The sequence below is a fragment of the Gordonia sp. PP30 genome, assembly GCF_023100845.1.
GTDB lineage: Bacteria > Actinomycetota > Actinomycetes > Mycobacteriales > Mycobacteriaceae > Gordonia.
The window spans coordinates 559,331-576,758 of the sequence record NZ_CP095864.1 but is presented as its reverse complement, the minus strand read 5'-3'; the positions used below and the strand labels follow the sequence as shown (position 1 = coordinate 576,758).

General features: G+C 71.5%; 16 protein-coding genes. 1 reads left to right on the top strand and 15 read right to left on the bottom strand.

From position 1 onward, the window contains the following. Positions 1 to 60: 60 nt before the first annotated feature. The 15 genes from MYK68_RS02595 to dacB all read right to left on the bottom strand — a co-directional run bounded on the left by MYK68_RS02595 (position 61) and on the right by dacB (position 16,786). Positions 61 to 723, bottom strand: coding sequence for a hypothetical protein (locus MYK68_RS02595; RefSeq protein WP_247866177.1), 663 nt, complete (start codon positions 721 to 723; stop codon positions 61 to 63). A 45-nt stretch (positions 724 to 768) separates the two neighbouring features. Next, on the bottom strand, positions 769 to 4,494 hold the full coding sequence (locus MYK68_RS02590; RefSeq protein WP_247866176.1) for an nSTAND1 domain-containing NTPase: 3,726 nt from the start codon (positions 4,492 to 4,494) through the stop codon (positions 769 to 771). Between the two features lie 178 nt (positions 4,495 to 4,672). Continuing rightward, positions 4,673 to 4,837, bottom strand: a complete 165-nt coding sequence (locus MYK68_RS02585) for a hypothetical protein (RefSeq protein ID WP_247866175.1) — start codon at positions 4,835 to 4,837, stop codon at positions 4,673 to 4,675. A gap of 88 nt (positions 4,838 to 4,925) precedes the next feature. Then, entirely contained in the window at positions 4,926 to 5,600 is a 675-nt protein-coding gene (locus MYK68_RS02580) for an MspA family porin (protein WP_247866174.1), read from the bottom strand. Between the two features lie 220 nt (positions 5,601 to 5,820). Then, on the bottom strand, positions 5,821 to 7,083 hold the full coding sequence (locus MYK68_RS02575) for a DUF6779 domain-containing protein (protein ID WP_247866173.1): 1,263 nt from the start codon (positions 7,081 to 7,083) through the stop codon (positions 5,821 to 5,823). Between the two features lie 60 nt (positions 7,084 to 7,143). Beyond that, complete coding sequence (locus MYK68_RS02570; RefSeq protein ID WP_247866172.1) at positions 7,144 to 7,674, bottom strand: DUF3180 domain-containing protein; 531 nt, start codon at positions 7,672 to 7,674, stop codon at positions 7,144 to 7,146. Next, positions 7,671 to 8,174, bottom strand: coding sequence for a 2-amino-4-hydroxy-6-hydroxymethyldihydropteridine diphosphokinase (gene folK / locus MYK68_RS02565; protein ID WP_247866171.1), 504 nt, complete (start codon positions 8,172 to 8,174; stop codon positions 7,671 to 7,673). Before folK ends, MYK68_RS02570 begins: the two co-directional genes overlap by 4 nt. Further along, entirely contained in the window at positions 8,171 to 8,557 is a 387-nt protein-coding gene (gene folB, locus MYK68_RS02560; RefSeq protein ID WP_247866170.1) for a dihydroneopterin aldolase, read from the bottom strand. Before folB ends, folK begins: the two co-directional genes overlap by 4 nt. Then, positions 8,550 to 9,428: a dihydropteroate synthase gene (gene folP / locus MYK68_RS02555; protein WP_247866169.1), complete on the bottom strand. Its 879-nt coding sequence runs from the start codon at positions 9,426 to 9,428 to the stop codon at positions 8,550 to 8,552. Before folP ends, folB begins: the two co-directional genes overlap by 8 nt. Continuing rightward, a complete protein-coding gene (folE, locus tag MYK68_RS02550) occupies positions 9,428 to 10,027 on the bottom strand; it encodes a GTP cyclohydrolase I FolE (RefSeq protein ID WP_247866168.1) in 600 nt (199 codons plus the stop codon). The genes folP and folE overlap by 1 nt, the downstream gene beginning before the upstream one ends. Positions 10,028 to 10,057: 30 nt before the next feature. After that, complete coding sequence (gene ftsH / locus MYK68_RS02545) at positions 10,058 to 12,367, bottom strand: ATP-dependent zinc metalloprotease FtsH (RefSeq protein ID WP_247866167.1); 2,310 nt, start codon at positions 12,365 to 12,367, stop codon at positions 10,058 to 10,060. Positions 12,368 to 12,523: 156 nt separating this feature from the next. Next, a complete protein-coding gene (gene hpt, locus MYK68_RS02540; RefSeq protein ID WP_247866166.1) occupies positions 12,524 to 13,102 on the bottom strand; it encodes a hypoxanthine phosphoribosyltransferase in 579 nt (192 codons plus the stop codon). 133 nt (positions 13,103 to 13,235) lie between these two features. Then, the gene (gene tilS / locus MYK68_RS02535; protein ID WP_502798315.1) at positions 13,236 to 14,225 is read right to left on the bottom strand and encodes a tRNA lysidine(34) synthetase TilS; all 990 of its coding nucleotides are present in this window, start codon (positions 14,223 to 14,225) and stop codon (positions 13,236 to 13,238) included. 38 nt (positions 14,226 to 14,263) lie between these two features. Beyond that, positions 14,264 to 15,277 carry an Rv3626c family coenzyme F420 biosynthesis-associated protein gene (locus MYK68_RS02530; RefSeq protein WP_247867903.1) on the bottom strand — a complete coding sequence of 338 codons (1,014 nt, stop codon included), beginning with the start codon at positions 15,275 to 15,277 and terminating at the stop codon, positions 14,264 to 14,266. A 126-nt stretch (positions 15,278 to 15,403) separates the two neighbouring features. Beyond that, complete coding sequence (gene dacB / locus MYK68_RS02525) at positions 15,404 to 16,786, bottom strand: D-alanyl-D-alanine carboxypeptidase/D-alanyl-D-alanine endopeptidase (RefSeq protein WP_298443655.1); 1,383 nt, start codon at positions 16,784 to 16,786, stop codon at positions 15,404 to 15,406. A 92-nt stretch (positions 16,787 to 16,878) separates the two neighbouring features. Here dacB and MYK68_RS02520 point away from each other — a divergent pair, with 92 nt between their 5' ends. Then, on the top strand, positions 16,879 to 17,358 hold the full coding sequence (locus tag MYK68_RS02520; RefSeq protein ID WP_247866163.1) for an inorganic diphosphatase: 480 nt from the start codon (positions 16,879 to 16,881) through the stop codon (positions 17,356 to 17,358). Positions 17,359 to 17,428: the final 70 nt, after the last annotated feature.

Below are 17,428 nucleotides of genomic sequence, written 5' to 3'. Positions count from 1 at the left end.
CGGACGTACACCGCAACGATAGGCGCGCACCACGACGGACGCCACGACCTGTGACTCGCTTCACCGTCGTTTGACGATGCCCGCGATTCCGGCGCCGAGGAGGGCCAGCCCGAAGATCAGGGTGAGCGTGAGGCCGATACCGACACCGACCAGGCCGTCACCGGTGATGTCCACGATGTCGACCACGCCGACGGCGGCCACCAGCAGACCGCCCAGGGTCGCGACGATGCCCGAGGCGAGATGCACGCCGGACGGCTTGCGGATCACCCCGCTGATCACCGCCACGATGCCGACGATCACCGCGAGACCCAGGGTGATGGTCCCGTCGCGGCCGTCGTCGAGACCGGACACGCTCAGCGCACCGAGGGTGACCCAGGGCAGGAACGCGGCCACCGCGACCAGGACGCACAGGCCGACGGTGACCCACGAGATGATCGTCACCGCGGGGCTCAGTGTCGCCGGGGCAGCGGGCGCACCGGAGAGCGGCCGGCCGTAGGGCGCCGGGGTGTACGGCTGCGCGTACTGGGGCTGCGGGTACTGGGACTGGGCCTGCGGGTACTGCGGCGAGTGCTGGGGATACGGCGGCGCCTGGCCGTACGACGGCGGCGTCTGGAACTGCGTCGGTGCGTACTGGTCCGGCGCGGCCGGTCGGCCCGCGGGCTGATCGTAGGGATTCGGCGGGGTGCCGCCGCCGTGCGGCGGTTGATTACTCGGCTCGGTCATTCCTCGACGGTAGGCGGTTTCGCGCTTCCGGCAAAGGGGGCGAACTCACCGGATTCCGAAGCGGGCACGCTGGTCCGCAGTGAGCGGCAGCGACGCCCGGTCGATCCGCCGGTCGGCGTACTCCGGATCCAGGACGACGACGGCGAGGTACCCGTGGTCGCCGCCGACCACCACCGCGCGGCCGTCGGGGGTGGCATCGGCGTACCACCGCCCCGCCCCGGCCGGACCGATCGGTTCTCCCCATTGGCGCGGGTTCGCCGGATCAGCGGTGTTCCACGCGATCAGGGTCTGGCCGTCACCCGCCGAGAGCAGGCGGTGGCCGTCGTCCGCGAACTCGAGGGTGCGGACGGTGCCGCCGCGTTCGGCGGTGCGCTGCGCAAGCAGGGTGAGGGTGCCGTGGTGCACCCGCCAGAACCGGATGAGCCCGCCGTCCCCACCGGCTGCGACCACCTCGGACGACCAGGCCAGCGCGTTGATCGCCCCGGCCGAATTCGGGCTGGTCCCGAGCTTCCGCGGGTGATCCGGGTCGGCGACGTCCCAGAGATTCAGCATTCCGTCGACGCCCGCGGTGATCAGGCGGGTGCCGTCCGGACTCCAGGCCGCGGCGGTGGCCCAGATCCCGGTCGTACCGTGAACCAGCGGCGGCCCGGCCGGGGTGGCCTGCCCGTCGGCGGTGACCCGCCACAGCTGGAAGGAGTCGTCGCGGGCGCCGGTCAGCATCAGCGCCCGTCCACCGTCCATCGTCGGTGCGAAGGAGACACGCTGCTGGTCGAGGGTGTCGAGGGTGCGGGTCTGCGGAGCACCGAAACGCCCGCGCGCGTCGAGCGGCCAGACCCGCACGGTGTGGTCGGCGGTGGCCGCCGCCGCGAGGCGCCCGTCCGGTGAAAGCGCGAGCTGGTCGTTCTGCGGTCCACCCGCGGTCTGCGTCGCGTCGAGCAGAACGGGTTCGGCGGGGTTCCGCACATCCCAGAGGAGAACCGCGCCGTCGGAGTCGCCGGTCAGCATCCGTCCGGCGACGATCGCCGGCGCGACCACCCGCCCGGTGTGCCCGGCGAGCACCGTGTCCGGGAGATCCCAGATGCGGATCACCCCGTCCGCGCCCGCTGTCACCACGCGACGGCCGTCGGGCGTGAAGGTCGCCGAATACAGGGAACTGGCGGCGCCGTCGAGCGTCTGCCCGAGCTGGACCGGCACCGCCGGCCGGGCGACGCTCCAGACGCGCGCGGAACCGTCGAGCGACGCCGAGACCAGGCGGCGGCCGTCCGGGCTGAAGCCGACGGACCAGACCGGCGCGGTGTGCGCCGTCATCGGCAGACCCAGGGCGACCGGCGCGGCCGGATCGCTCACCTGCCACATCCGGACCGTGCTGTCGTCCGATCCGGTCGCCAGCACGCGGCTGTCCGGGGAGAACGCGAGGGCGTGCACGGTGTCGAGATGACCGGTGATCACCCCGCGCGGCGCGTACGACGCCCCGTCCCACAGGCGCGCCGTACCGTCCGCACCGCCCGAGGCGATCAGCCTGCCGTCCGGGCTCCAGGCGATGGTGCGCACGTCCTTGGTGTGGCCGTCGAGTTCGGCGAGCTGCGCGCCGCTCCGGGTATCCCAGACGCGGACCGTGCCGTCCATCCCGCCGGTGACCAGCCGTTGCCCGTCCGGCGCCCAAGCGGCGTACACGACGCGGCCGCGGTGGCCGGTCAGCACCGTGGGAGCGCCGGTGCCGGCGGCCGGCCAGATCCGCGCGGTGCCGTCGTCGGACGTGGTGGCCAGGCGCGATCCGTCGGGCGACCAGGCGACACTGGTGAGGAAGCCACGGTGCCCGCGCAACACCGCGGGCACGGCGGCCGGCCGGTCCGCCCGCCAGATCCGCAGCGCGCCGTCCGAGCCGGTGCCGGCCACCCGCGATCCATCGGGGCTGACGGCCGCGGTGTAGACGGCGCCGGCGCCCGAGTCGATGCCGATCGCAAGGGGCAGGTTCGCGGTGGCGATCAGTCGGGAGCGGTTGTCGTCCGACGGCGCCTGTTCCTGCGCGAGCTGGGTCAGGCGCGCGGCCATCGTCGGATCGGAATCGCGGAGCCGGTCGGCGTCGGCGTGCAGGCGGCCGAGCTCGGCGGCGGTGCGCTGCCGGTTCGCGTCGATGCTGGCGCGCGCGGCGATCACGCTGATCGTCAGCCCCAGCACCGTCGCGAGGATCAGCGCCACGATCGCCGCCCGCCGCAGTCGTCCGGTGCGCCGCTCCGTGTGTTCGGCGGCGGCGACGAAGGCCGCGGTCGCCGGGGAGACGTCGCCGGAGCCGGCCGCGTCTCGTGCTCGTTCGAGCTGGGTGCCGCGCAGCAGCAGACTGCGGTCGCGGCCCGCATCCTCCCAGGTGAGCGCGGCATCCTCCAGGCGTTGCCGGACCAGGAGGTCGGCCCGGTCGTCGTCGATCCAGGTCCGCAGGCGCGGCCACGACCGCATCACGATCTCATGGGTGAAGGTGATCCGGTCGTCGCCGTCGACGGTCAGCAACCGGGCGCCGACCAGCGCGTCGATCGCGTCACCCCGCGCACCGCGGGCCTCACCGCCACCGACCAGGAGCTCGTCGCGCGTACGCGGCACACGGGCGTCCCGGCCGGTGTCGTCGAGGTGGACCAGCCGCAGGAGGACTCGCCGGGCCTCATCTTGCACGGCGTCGTCGAACTGCGACCACATCTGTTCGGCGGTGTCACCGAGGGCGCCGAACACGCCCCCGGATGCCTCGTAGGCGTTTAGGGTGAGCCGGTTGCCGGTGCGATGCCGCCAGAGGGTGGCGAGTGCGTGATTGAGCAGCGGAAGCGCACCGGCGTCGTAGTCCTCCATCTGCGGTCCGCAGAATTCGGCGAGCACCAGCTCGGTGAGCCCCGGGTCGAGTTTCACGCCGACCCCGGCAGCCGGCGCCACGATGACCTCGCTCAACTGCGCGCGCCGCATCGGGCCGAGCAGGTAGGTGCGCTTGTTCATCGCTTCGACCAGACTCGGGTAGCGCACCCATTCGGAGAGGAAGTCGGCGCGCAGGCCGATCAGGACCGCGACGGGATGCGGCGCGTCGCGCGCGGTGAGCGCGCCCAGGGTCTCCAGGAACGCGAGGGTCCGGGTGCCGTCGGCGACGGTGAAGAGTTCCTCGGCCTGATCGATCACCACCACCAGCGGCCCGTCACCGTCACCGGCCGTGTCGAGCGCCCGCGTCAGCTGTGCGTCCGGATCAGTGCCGGGCGTCATCGCGACGACGCGCACGCCCGTGCCGGTCAGCGCAGGCGCCACCCCGGCGGCCAACAGCGACGACTTCCCCGAACCGGAGACACCGACCAGCGCCACCAGGCCGCCCCCGTCGTCGAGTGCGTCCTGGATGAGTGCGGTGATGGCCGCGATCGGTTCGTCGCGGCCGAAGAAGCGCGCCGCCGCGTCCGACCCGTACGGTGCGAGACCCGGGTACGGGCAGGCGACGTCGTCACTGGACTCGGCCAGCCGTTGCTGACGCCACAGCTCCTCCCACTGCTCCATCCGTGCCGGGATGCCGGCGAGCGCGTCCCGGGCCCGGGCGCGGTCGAGCAGTTCGGCGATGGTGAGGAGCAGGACGCCGTCGAACTCACGTGGCAGATGACGGCCCTTGCGCCAATCGCTCAAGCGGCCGAGGAAGCTCTGGCGTACCGTGACCCCGGCGGGCCGGCCGCGCTCGGCGACCGCCTCGCTCACGTTCCGGAGCGTCGGATCGCCCGCGGCGGCCCACAGCCTCCGCAATTCCTCGGAAAAGGTCATCATTCGCCTGTCGCACGGAGCCCCCCTCCCCGACGGAGAGACTCTCACTCGCGACAGAATAAGTAACGACGACGCCGATCGGTCACCATCGGGCGACCGATTGAGTCGTAGCTCACGACGATCTCCCCATCCGCGCCGACAGACGCGGCCGGACCCTGACCACCACGATCCGCGGGAGTCAGTGCCGAGACCGTCGCGCCCGTCCTCCGGCGCGTCGCCCGAGAATCCCGCCGTGCCGCAGGTGCCTGCGCACCGACAGCGCACACGTGCCCAGCACGAGAGCGACGGTCACCAGGATCACCATCAGTAGGGCGAAGTCGCCGGCGGCGAAGACGATGGTCATTCTCACTCCTGAAAAGTCGGAATCGGTGACGGACGTCCCGCCCCGACCGCGGGGCGCCCGTCACCGGACCGGATACGGCAGACCCCGGTCAGATCCGGGAGGTCTTGCCGTAGGCGTAATACACGTACACACCCGTCTCCGAGGTGACCGAGATCTTCGCGAACGGCCGCACCGAGATCGGCCCGACCGCATTGGTCACATTCACATCAACCCCGGACAACACGATGTCGGCGACCGGCTTGGTCAACGCGATCTCCGCCAGCGTCACGGTGGTGATCTTGCCCGCACCGACCGTGAACTCCAGATCCGCCGACGGAATCACCGTCGCCTCCGCACCCAACTCACCACCGATCTCACCCACCGAACCACCACCCCCGGAATCACTCACCGTCACATCCGGTGCGACCTTCGCATTCACCCCACCCGTCAGCTTCAACTCCGGCGTATGCGCGGTCACCTTCACCCCGTCGGGCGCCACCTGCACCGGATAGCCGATCTGGTAACCCAGCTCCACAGTCGCCCGGACCTTCTTACCGTCGATGTGCGCGATCCCCGCGTGAATGTTCGACGACAGCAGGGCCTCACCGGACGTCGGCGACGAATCCAGCGGCGCGACCTTCCGCACCGATTGCTGCGCGGCCGTCAACTCGATCGCCAGCCCCTCCCGGGTCGAATGCGTCTGCGCCGATGCCGGCCCCGCGATCAGACCCGACAGCGACAGCACACCCGCAACGGCGGCCACCACACCCAGACGACGCTTCATCAGAACTCCTCAAACTCAAACATTCGTGCGATGACGGCACCTCGTCGTGCCCTCCCACCACGCTAGAAACCCGCCGGTAGGCAGAACGCACACATCGCGACAAAATCGCAGGTCACGGCCGAATACTGTTTTCTGGTCCAGAAAACAGGAAACCGCGACCAGGGGAAACGTGGAAGATCCGGGCAACGAAAAACGTCGCGTCGAGTTGTGAGGCGCGGTGTCAGTCGCGGCGGCGGCGACCGCTCGACGACCCGCCGCCCGACCCCTCACGGAGCCGGTTGAGTAGTTCCGAGACCGGCTGACCACCGGTATGGGCACCGTCGTCCGTGGCGGGACCCCGACGGCCCCGCTGCGGCATCGGCGGCACCTCGGGCACCGGCGGAACCGGCGCGGCCGGCGGCTGATAGCCGGCCCCCGGATAGTCCTGCGGCAGCACGTAGTCCTGCGGCGGCGCGTACTGCTCCGGCTGGGTGTAGGGCTGCTGCGGGTAGTGCGCCGCCGGCGGCTCGGTGGCGTAATCGATCGCCGTGTACTCGCCGCCGGTGTACCGGTACTCGGTGGCGGTGTAGTCGGCGTGCGGCCCGGCCTCCCCGTATCCGGCCTCCGCGTATCCGGCCTCCGCGTATCCCGCCTCGGCGTACCCGGTCTGGGCGTATCCGGGCTCGGCATATCCGGTCTCCGCGTATCCGGTGTACGCAGCGGCGGCACCCTCGTCGACCGCCTCCGCGTAATCGAATTCCGGCGCCTCCTCGGTGACGACCGGAATGATCTCGGTCATCTCCACCTCGGGCACCTCCTCCGGTACCGTCTCGACGACCGGGGCATGGCGGCCGCCGTCGGCCGGCGGCACGGTGGAGGCGAAGTCGAGGTTCGCGGCGACACGGTCGTCGGTCGCACCCGCGTAGGCCACCCCGGACAGTCCGGAGCCGAGTTCGCGACGGCGTTCCGGACGCAGCGCGAGGGGCACGTCCGGCAGCGGATTACCGAGGACCTTCTCCAGGCTGGCCCGCAGGGCGAGCACCTGCTGCTTGAGGGCCTCGAACTCCTCGTTGGTCTCCTCGGCCAGCTCATGACGGATCGCGGTCTCGACCTCGGCCTCGTACTGGCGGCGGGCCGCGATCTCACGCTCCAGCTGCAGCTCGTACACCATGCGCTGGTCGCGACTGCGGCTCTCGGCCACGTCGGCCTGCCGCCGGTACTTGGTCACCAGCACTGCACCGATCACTGCCGCCCACAGCGCCGCGATCACGGCCAGGGAGGCGATCAGCGAGATGTCGTCGCCGAACACCATCAGCAGGCTCGCGATCAGCGCGAGCACGATGAAGAGGCCGAGCAGCCACTGCGCCGGCGACGCCGGGAGTCGCCGGGCACCCGCCGGGGTGGTTGGAGCGGCAGGTGTGCCCGATCCGTCAGCGGACGACGGCGTGGCGGCGCGGCGAGGTGGTCGCCTGCGGGCCCGTGCTGCGCTATCTGTGCTGGTCATGCTGGCCAACTTACCCGGCACCGGGTGCCCGGGCGGGCAGCGGCCGCGGAGAGTCGGCGTTCAGACCGGGTTCGGCGAGGTGTCTGGGGCATCCGGCGACGGGTCGTCGGGTGCGCGGCAGCAGTGCTCCAGCCAGAGGGCCGCGCCGGCCAGCAGCAGGCCACCGACCGCTCCGACCACCGCGGCCGGCAGATCGGCGCGGGCGACGTCGAGTTCCCGATGCGCCAGCAGGTAGACCGACAGTCCGGCCCATCCGCCGAGCGCGATCGCGCCGACCAACGCGGACGCCTTGGCCAGCGCCACCAGACGAGCCACGCTGATCGGGTGCAGCTGCCCCTCACCGGGCCCGAGCTTGCCGCCGGCGATCCGGGACCGCACCAGGAAACCGATCACGACTTCCAGCACCGCCGCGGCGTACAGGGTGAGCCCGGCCGGCCACGGCAGCGATGGGAACAGCCCGTAGTGGTAGCGAGCCAGCACCCACAGGACCAGCCCGGCCACCACCGCGACCGCCAGCAGGTCGCGCACCCGCGTCGGGCCGAGTTTGTGCTCGTCGTCGGGGTGGTGGCCGTGCGACGCGCCGGTGGTCACGAGGCCTCCGCCGAGGCGATACCGGCCCGCTCGGCCGGATCCAGTTCGTCCAGCAGTTCGGCGATCCGCCGCGGGCCGGTGGGCGTGGCCAGCACGGCGTCGGGCTCGATCTCCAGCCAGGGCACCAGCACGAAGGCTCGCACGGCGGCCCGCGGATGCGGGAGGGTCAGCTCCGGATCGTCGCTGACGACGACGGTGCCGCCTTCCTCGACGGACACCACATCGACGTCCAGCGTCCGCGGTCCCCAGCGCACCGTGCGCTCGCGCTCGGCGGCCCGCTCGCAGGCGCGGCAGAACTCCAGCCAGTCCCCCGGCGTCAGGTCGCCCTCGGCGACGAGCACCTGATTGACGAAGTCGTCCTGCTCCACGCCGCCCCACGGCGGCGTCGTGTAGACGCGCGAGGCGGCGACCAGCCGGTCGCCCAGCGCCGCGATCACCGAGGCGAGGTGCCCGCGACTGTCGCCGACGTTGGAGCCGGCCGACAGCACCGCGCGGCTCATCGCGGCACCCGGCCCGGCCCGGACTTGGGCGAGCGGCGGGTCACGACGGCGACGTCGTCGAACATCAGCGGGATGGGCGCGGACGGCTTGTGTACGGTCACCTCGCACGCGGAGATGCGCGCATCGGTCATGATCGTGTCGGCGATCTGCGCGCCGACCGTCTCGATCAGGTTCCGCGGAGTACCGGCGACGATGTCGTGCGCGGTCTGGGCCAGCGCCCCGTAGTCGACGGTGTCGGCGAGATCGTCGCTCACCGCGGCCGGCCGCAGGTCGAGCCACAGGGTGATGTCGATGAAGAAGTCCTGGCCGTCGCGCCGCTCTTGGTCGAAGACCCCGTGATGGCCGCGGACGCGCAGTCCCGTCAGTTCGATCCGGTCAGCCATGCCCGGCCCCTCTCGGTCGGCTCGATGTCCACGCCTGGGCGACGGCCACCGCGTCGCGGCTGCCCGCGACGTCGTGCACCCGCACGCCCCACGCGCGACCGGCCGCGGCCAGCGCCGAGATGGCCGCGGTCGCGATGTCGCGGCCTTCGGGCGCGCGGTCGACGCCGCCGTCGGCCAGCAGCGAGCCCAGGAAACGCTTGCGGGAGGCCCCGATGAGCACCGGGAAACCGAGCCCGACCAGCGTCGGCAGCGCGTGCAGCAGGGACCAGTTGTGGTCGGGGGTCTTGGCGAAGCCGAGGCCGGGGTCCAGGATCAACCGGTCCGGGTCGACGCCCGCGGCAACGGCGGCGTCCACCTGCCCGAGGAGTTCACCGCTCACCTCGGCGACCACATCGCGATAGCCGCCGGAATCGGTGTGCCGGTGGGTGAAGTGCCGGTCGCCGGTGGCCGAGGCGTCCGACGGCCGCCAGTGCATCAGGATCCAGGGCAGGTGCGAGTCGGCGACCAGCGACGCCATCGCCGGATCGGCACGACCGCCCGAGACGTCGTTGATGTACGACGCCCCGGCCGTGATCGCGGCTTCGGCGACGGCGGCACGCATGGTGTCGACGGAGGTGACCACCCCGGCGTCGTGCAGGGCGGCGACGACCGGGGCCACCCGGGCCGCTTCGACGGCGGGGTCCACCCGGACCGCGCCGGGCCGGGTCGACTCCCCGCCGACGTCGACGATGTCGGCGCCGGCCGCCGCGAGTGCGAGCCCGTGCTCGACGGCCGCGTCGGCGTCGAGGTACCGGCCGCCGTCGGAAAACGAGTCCGCGGTGACGTTGAGGACGCCGATCACCAGCGTCCGGCCGCCGTCGGGCGCGGTCATCAGCGGGCGATCAGGTCGAGCGCTTCGCCGCGGGAGACCGCGCTGGTCTGGAAGATTCCGCGCACCGCCGAGGTGGTGGTGCTGGCGCCGGGCTTGCGGATGCCGCGCATCGCCATGCAGAGATGCTCGGCCTCGATCACCACGATCACGCCGCGCGGAGCGAGCCGGTCCATGAGCGCGTCAGCGATCTGGCTGGTGAGCCGCTCCTGCACCTGGGGACGTCGTGCGTACAGGTCCACCAGCCGGGCGAGCTTGCTCAGGCCGGTCACCTGGCCGGTGGCACCGGGGATGTAGCCGACGTGCGCCACTCCGTGGAAGGAGACCAGGTGGTGCTCGCAGGTCGAATACATCGGAATGTCCTTGACGAGAACCAGTTCGCGATGGTCCTCGTCGAAGACGGTGGCCAGCACGTCCGACGGATCGGTGTAGAGCCCGCCGAACATCTCGCGGTAGGCGCGCGCCACCCGCTCCGGCGTACGGCGCAGGCCCTCGCGGTCGGGGTCCTCGCCGACGGCGAGCAGCAGCTCGCGCACGGCGGCCTCGGCCCGCGCCTGATCGAATGCGCGACCGTCGGCGGTGATCAGCGGCTCGTCGCTCATCTCGGTTCTTCGGTTCCTTCCGGCGAGAGATCAGTTGTTGCGCGGGTCGTCGGCCGGCGGCCACCCCGGGGCCTGCCAATCGCGCGGGGCTCCGTAGTCGGGCCAGGTGCCGCCGGGATGTCCGCCGTTCGGGCCGGGCTGACCGTATCCCGGCTGGCCGCCGTTCGGCTGACCGCCGTGGGGCTGGCCGCCGTTGGGCTGGCCGTACCCGGGCTGCCCCGGCGACGGCGCACGACGACTCAGATCCGGGTAGCGCGGCTGCACGCCCGGCGCCGGCTGGCCGTACGGCGGCTGACCCGGCTGCGGCTGCCCGTAGGCAGGCTGTCCCTGCTGAGGCTGGCCATAGCCGGGCGCCGGCTGCGGCGCGGGCGGCACGGTGACCGGCTCGGGCGCGGGCGGCGGCCACGGCTCACCGCGCTCCATCGCCAATTCGCCCTTGGTCTTGATCGGCGGCTTGGAACTCGGGGTGCGGTCACCGAATTCGCTGAACTCGGTGATCCGCTCGCGCTTGTCGACGCCGTCGAGGATCACTTCGAGATCCTTGCGGACCAGCGTCTCCTTCTCCAGAAGCGCACCGGCGAGCTCGTCGAGCTTGTCGCGGTTCGCATCGAGGATGGCCCACGCCTCGGTGTGCGCGGCCTCGATCAGGCGGCGCACCTCCTCGTCGATCTCGGCGGCGACACCGGCCGAGTAGTCGGGCGACGAACCCATCCCGCGGCCCAGGAACGGATCGCCCTGCTCCTGGCCGTAGCGGACGGCGCCGAGGCGGCCGCTCATGCCGTATTCGGTGACCATCGCGCGAGCGATCTTGGTGGCCTGATCGATGTCCGACGACGCGCCGGTGGTCGGCTCGTGGAACACCAGTTCCTCCGCGGCACGACCACCCATGGCCATCACCAGGCGCGCGATCATCTCCGAGCGCGTCATGATGTCCTTGTCCTGCTCCGGCACGGCCAGCGCGTGACCGCCGGTGCGCCCGCGGGCCAGGATGGTGACCTTGTAGATCGGGTCAAGATCGGGCATCGCCCAGGCGGCGAGGGTGTGGCCCGACTCGTGGTAGGCCACCACCTTCTTCTCGTGTTCGCTGATCAGGCGGCTCTTCCGGCGCGGGCCGCCGACCACGCGGTCGACCGCCTCTTCGAGGGTCTCGTCGGTGATCACGCTCTTGTTCTCACGCGCGGTCAGCAGCGCGGCCTCGTTGATCACGTTCGCCAGGTCGGCGCCGGACATGCCGGGCGTACGCTTGGCCAGTCCGTCGAGGTCGGCGTCGGGCGCGATCGGCTTGCCCTTGGCGTGCACCGCGAGGATCGCGCGACGGCCGGCCATGTCGGGGTTGCCGACCGGGATCTGCCGGTCGAAACGGCCCGGCCGCAGCAGCGCCGGGTCGAGGATGTCGGGGCGGTTGGTCGCGGCCATCACGATGACGCCGGAGCGCTCGCCGAAGCCGTCCATCTCCACCAGCAGCTGGTTCAGGGTCTGCTCGCGCTCGTCGTGCCCGCCGCCCAGGCCGGCGCCGCGCTGGCGGCCGACGGCGTCGATCTCGTCGACGAAGATGATGCACGGGCTGTTGGCCTTGGCCTGCTCGAACAGGTCTCGGACGCGGGAGGCACCGACACCGACGAACATCTCGACGAAGTCCGAGCCGGAGATGGTGTAGAACGGCACCCCGGCCTCGCCGGCGACGGCGCGCGCCAGCAGCGTCTTACCGGTGCCGGGCGGGCCGTAGAGCAGCACACCCTTGGGGATCTTGGCGCCGAGCGCCTGGTAGCGGGCCGGATTCTGCAGGAAGTCGCGGATCTCGTCGAGTTCCTCGACGGCCTCGTCGGCGCCGGCGACGTCGGCGAACGTCGTCTTCGGCATGTCCTTGGACAGCTGCTTGGCCTTCGACTTGCCGAAGCCCATCACGCCGCCCCGGCCGCCGCCCTGCATCCGGCTCATGACGAGGAAGAACAGACCGAACAGCAGCACCATCGGCAGCACGAAGATCAGGATCGACTGCCAGATCCCGGAGTCCTTGGTGATGTGCGTCGAGTACGGGGCGCCGGTGGCCGTCGCGGCCTGGAAGATGCGCGGCGAGACCCCGGACGGGTACTGGGACTGGATCTTGGTGACGTCTTTGCCGTCGTGCTTGATCGGCTTCTTCAGCTCGATGCGGACCCGCTGTTCCTTGTCGTCGATGGTGATGAACTTCGTGTTCTTGACGTTCATCTGTGTCATCGCGACGGAGGTGTCGACGCCGGTGTACTCACCGTCGGTCGAACGCAGCGCGGAGAAACCCCACAGGGCCAGAATGATCACGGCCACGATGGCCAGATTCCGGTACAGCTTCTTACGATTCATGCTGGTTCGCGCGGGCGCCGTCGCCCCTCACCTGCGGGTGGGTGTCGCGGCGCGCCCTTGTCCTTCCCGTCTCACTCGCCATTGAGGCTACCTGTCAACCCCCGGGGACCCCCTCTTTGTTCCCGCAGGGCGTAACGACGGCCGCCGGCGGCCGGGTCAGGAGCTGTATACGGACGGGTGCAGGCGCCCGATGAACGGCAGATCGCGGTAGCGCTCGGCGTAGTCCAGGCCGTAGCCGACCACGAACTCGTTCTCGATGTCGAAACCCACATCGGCCACCTGGACCGGCAGTTGCACGGCCTTCGGCTTGCGCAGCAGGGTGACCACCTCGAGGGACCGCGGATTCCGGGTCGCCAGGTTCTTCATCAGCCACGACAGGGTGAGACCGGAGTCGATGATGTCCTCGACGATCAGCACGTCCCGGTCGGCGATGTCCCGATCCAGGTCCTTGAGGATCCGCACCACGCCCGACGACGACGTCGACGACCCGTAGCTGCTGACCGCCATGAATTCCATCTGGTTCGGGATCGGCAGCGCCCGGGCGAAGTCGGTCATGAACATGACCGCACCCTTCAGCACGCCGATGAGCACCAGATCGTCGGGCGCATCCCGGTACCGCTCGGCGACGGTCTGCGCCATCTCCGCGGTCCGCTGCGCGATCTGCTCCTGAGTGATCAGGATCTGGTCGATGTCGTTGTCCGGGTACCCATGCGCCACGCGTCTAGCTTTGCACATCCCCGCCGCCCGTCTCCCACCGCCGGTGCGCGCATCTCGCACGTGGCCACGGCAGATCGCGGACCGGCTCAGAGCCTGGCGCGGTCGACCAGCCTCATTCCCCATCCCCCGTCCGCGACATCGCCGCCTCGACTCACCGGTCGACCGATCCGCAGGTGAGCACACCGGCTCGCCGGGCGATCACCAGACGCGCGGCGGCGTCGCCACCGACGGCGATCGGGCCCTGGCCGTGCCAGTCGGTGACCAGGGCCTCGACCTGGGCCGTCAGCCGGAACGACGGTGCCGCCGCGCCCGATTCGGTGAGCCACGACCGCAGCGCCCGGGTGCGCAGCGCCACCGGGGCCGCGGCCAGCGCCGCGACATCGAGGCCGCCGGGGGTGCGCGCGCGATCGAGCAGGTCGGCGGCGAGCAGGTCGAGGGCCTCGGAGTCCGCGCGCAGCTGCGCCGCCGTCCGGGCCAGGGCCTCGGCGGCGCCGCCGTGCAGGACGTCGTCGAGCAACGGCAGCACCTCGTGCCGCAGGCGCACCCGGGTGAAGCGCGGGTCGTCGTTGTGCGGGTCGTGCCAGGGGCTCAGGCCCCACTCGGCGCAGGCCCGCCGGGTCTGCGCGCGCCGCACACGCAGCAGCGGGCGGCCCCACGGTTCGTTCCAGTCGGCCATACCGGCCAGCGAGCGCGCCCCCGAGCCGCGGCCGAGTCCGAGGAGGACGGTCTCGGCCTGGTCATCGAGGGTGTGGCCGAGCAGCACCGGCCGCCCGGCCCGGGCGGCGTCGAGCGCGGCGTACCGCCCACGACGCGCCGCGGCCTCGGGGCCGCCCGGCCCGCAGACGTCGATCTTGAGCACCTGTGCCCGCGCGCCGATCGTTCTCGCCGCGTCCGCGGCCTCCGCCGCGATCCGCGCCGACCCGGACTGCAATCCGTGGTCCACCACCAGCGCGGTCACGTCGAGTCCGGCCCGGACGGCCGCGGCGGTCAGCGCCAGGGAGTCCGGCCCGCCGGAGAGCGCGACGCAGACCCTTTCGACAGGCGGGTCCTGAGCATGCGTGGCGGAGCTTGCGACGACACGCGGTCGAAGGGCAAGGGGCGACGGAAGATACCGATGCACGAATCCCCGGACAGCGCCGATCAGCTCCTGCTGGGCGGACGATTTCGGCGGTGGACCCGCTACAGGACCCGTGCGATCCACTTCTCGGGCTCGCCGATCTCGGCCATCGTCGGCATGGTGTCCGGCGAGGTCCACACGGTATTGAAGGCGGCCATCCCGACCTCACCGACCACCGCGTCGACGAACGCCTTGCCGCGGATGTACTGCGCCATCTTGGCGTCCATGCCGATCAGCGCCCGGATGAGCCGCTGAATCGGATTCTGCGGGCGGGTGCGGCGCGCATCGAAGGCCTCGCGAATGGATTCGACGGTCGGCACGTGTGCCGGCCCGACGGCGTCCATCACGTGATCGGCGTGCCCTTCGAGAAGGGTGCCGAGCACCATCACGCGCTCGAAGGCGTCGTGCTGTTCCGGGGTCTGGATCAGCTGCATCAGTCCCAGCACGCCCTTCTCCCGGGGACGGCCGCTGCGCAGCGTCTCGGTGATCCGGCCGACCACATCGGTCATCGATTCACCGGCGTCGCCGGTGAGCACGCCGACGTTGTCGCGCATGTATCCGGCCAGCCACGGGTTGGCGGAGAACTGCACGCGGTGGGTCACCTCGTGCAGGCAGACCCAGAGGCGGAAGTCGCTCGGCGAGACGCGCAGCTGACGTTCGACGGCGATGATGTTGGGCACGACCAGCATCAGCACGCCCTCGTCGCCGGTCTCCGGATCGGGCGAGAACGGGTCGTACTGGCCGAGGATCGCGCTGGACAGGAAGGCGAGCAGCCCGGCGGCCTGCGCCCCAGCGAGCTTGCCGGTCAGTCCGCGGCCGGGCTCCTGGTCGCCCAGCATGGCCGGCATCGACGACGCCGCCGCGGCGATCCAGCCCGAGCGGTCGAGGAGGCGAGCGGTCGGGACGCGCAGCCCGTCGGCGAGTCCGGTCACCTCACGCACCGGCCCTTCCGCGCGGATCGCGGCATCGGCGAGTTCGGCGCGCGCCTGGTCCATCGTGTAGCGGGTGACGCGCGGCCCGGGCCGCGCCAGTCGGCTGCCCAGCGACGCCGCCAGATCCCAGTCGATGTTGGCCACGCGGGGATCGTCGTCCGCGCCGTCGTCGACGACCGGCCCGTCGTGCGTCTGGGGTGCTGTCACAGCTGCGGTTCTCCTTCGTGGTCCGGTCTGGCCGACTCTACCGGCCGCGGCGAGGTGCCCGCCTCAGCTGCGGCAGCCGCAGAGACGCAGCGCACCGGCGAGGCCGTCGAGCGCGGGACGGGCGTCGGCCGGCGAGGTGCCGCCGGACATGAACGCGAAGGCCAGCACGCGGCCGTCGACCGTCTGCACGATTCCGGTCAGCGAGCTGACCCCGGTGAGCGTGCCGGTCTTGGCGCGGACCCAGCCCGCACCCGGATTCTCCCCCGCGGGGAAGCGGTCGGCGAGGGTGCCGCTGCCGCCTGCCACCGGGAAGGTGTCGAGCATGGGCCGGAGTTTCGGATGCGAATCACCGGCCGCCGCGGAGACCAGCTGGTCGAGCAAGCGGGCCGGCACCCGGTCGCCGGTGGACAGCCCCGACGAATCGTGCAGCACCACACCGGTGACGTCGAAGCCCTTCTCCCGCAGCACCTTCACGACGGCGTCGGCGCCGCCGGCGATCGACACCGGGCCGCCCATGTGCGCCGAGAGCTCGATGCCCAGGGACTCGGCGAGCACGTTGTCGGAGAACCGCATCATGTCGCCCACCCGCGTCGAGAGCGGCGCGGACTTGACCTCGGCCAGCACCTTCGCCGACGACGGCGGGGTCACCTCCTCGATCTGCCCGTGCAGGCCCAGCTGGTCGGCGAGCGCGCGGCCGGCGTCCTGGGCGGGGGTGTCCGACCGCGGGGAGTACTCGTCTGCGGTGTCGGTGCGCGCGCCGTCGAGCATCAGCGAGTCGATGGGCGCGATGTCGCCGCCCTTGATGTCCTCGGTGGACCAGCTGCGCTCCATCGCCGGGCCCTGCACCGAGCTCGGGGCGACGGCCACCGAGGTGATCGCGACCCCCGACTTCTTGAGCTGATCCACCAGATCGCCGATCGTGGGGCCGTCGGTGTAGAAACCGCCGTCGGGCTGCGCGGTGAGCGTCGGGTCGCCGCCGCCGACCAGGATCACCTGGCCGTCGGCACCCTCGACCACCTTGGTGGTCAGCCGCGCGTCGTGGTCGAGTTCCTCCAGGACCGCGGCCGCGGTCAGGATCTTGGCGTTCGAGGCCGGGGTCCGCGGCTGGTCGGGCTGCTGCGACCACAGGATCGCACCGGTCAGCGGGTCCGACACCACCCCGGTGAGCTTGCCGAGCGCCGGGTCTTTCAGACCGCCGCGCAGCGCCGCCGACACGCCCTGCGGGGTCGGCTCGGGGGCGTTCGCCGAGACGGGCAGGATGCTCGGATCGACGGTCACCGCGGCCGGCTGCGCCGGGGTGCCCGCCGGGACCGCCGCAGGCCGCAGGTAGTACCAGCTGTAGGCGAAGAAGCCACCGGTCGCCAGGATCGCGACGAGGACCAGGGCGAGCACCGTGATCGCTACCGTGCGCCCACGGCGCCGCCCAGGCTTCGTCGTCGACGCCACGTGGTTCCCTCCGGAGTTCTGGTAAGTGTTCCCACCACAGTATCGTTGACGCGATCGACAGCATTTCCCCGAAGACTGAGAGGAGCAGGCGCATGGAGTTCGAGGTCACCATCGAGATCCCCAAGGGCGGCCGCAACAAGTACGAGGTCGACCACGAGACCGGCAAGGTCTACCTGGATCGTTACCTCTACACCCCGATGGGCTACCCGGCCGACTACGGCTACATCGACCACACCCTCGGTGAGGACGGCGACCCGCAGGACGCGATGGTGCTGCTGCCCGAGTCGGTGTTCCCGGGCGTCATCGTCAAGGCCCGCATCGTCGGCATGTACACCATGACCGACGAGGCCGGCGGCGACGACAAGCTGCTCGCGGTGCCGGCCGGCGACCCGCGCTGGGACCACATCCAGGACATCGACGACGTGTCGAAGTTCGAGCTCGACGCCATCGCGCACTTCTTCGAGCACTACAAGGACCTGGAGCCGGGCAAGGAGGTCACCCCGGGTGGCTGGGTCGGCAAAGCCGAAGCCGAGAAGGTCGCCCAGGCCGCGGTCGCCCGCTACGGCGCCTGACACCCGGCGGCCTGCGGCTATACGACGACGCCCCGCTTCCCGAGGTCTCCGGGAGGCGGGGCGTCGTCGT

Coding starts and splice junctions, on each gene's coding strand:
- MYK68_RS02595 (WP_247866177.1), bottom strand. CDS start 723: ATGACCGAGCCGAGTAATCAACCGCCGCACGGCGGCGGCACCCCGCCG.
- MYK68_RS02590 (WP_247866176.1), bottom strand. CDS start 4,494: ATGACCTTTTCCGAGGAATTGCGGAGGCTGTGGGCCGCCGCGGGCGAT.
- MYK68_RS02585 (WP_247866175.1), bottom strand. CDS start 4,837: ATGACCATCGTCTTCGCCGCCGGCGACTTCGCCCTACTGATGGTGATC.
- MYK68_RS02580 (WP_247866174.1), bottom strand. CDS start 5,600: ATGAAGCGTCGTCTGGGTGTGGTGGCCGCCGTTGCGGGTGTGCTGTCG.
- MYK68_RS02575 (WP_247866173.1), bottom strand. CDS start 7,083: ATGACCAGCACAGATAGCGCAGCACGGGCCCGCAGGCGACCACCTCGC.
- folK (WP_247866171.1), bottom strand. CDS start 8,174: ATGAGCCGCGCGGTGCTGTCGGCCGGCTCCAACGTCGGCGACAGTCGC.
- folB (WP_247866170.1), bottom strand. CDS start 8,557: ATGGCTGACCGGATCGAACTGACGGGACTGCGCGTCCGCGGCCATCAC.
- folP (WP_247866169.1), bottom strand. CDS start 9,428: ATGACCGCGCCCGACGGCGGCCGGACGCTGGTGATCGGCGTCCTCAAC.
- folE (WP_247866168.1), bottom strand. CDS start 10,027: ATGAGCGACGAGCCGCTGATCACCGCCGACGGTCGCGCATTCGATCAG.
- ftsH (WP_247866167.1), bottom strand. CDS start 12,367: ATGAATCGTAAGAAGCTGTACCGGAATCTGGCCATCGTGGCCGTGATC.
- hpt (WP_247866166.1), bottom strand. CDS start 13,102: ATGTGCAAAGCTAGACGCGTGGCGCATGGGTACCCGGACAACGACATC.
- MYK68_RS02520 (WP_247866163.1), top strand. CDS start 16,879: ATGGAGTTCGAGGTCACCATCGAGATCCCCAAGGGCGGCCGCAACAAG.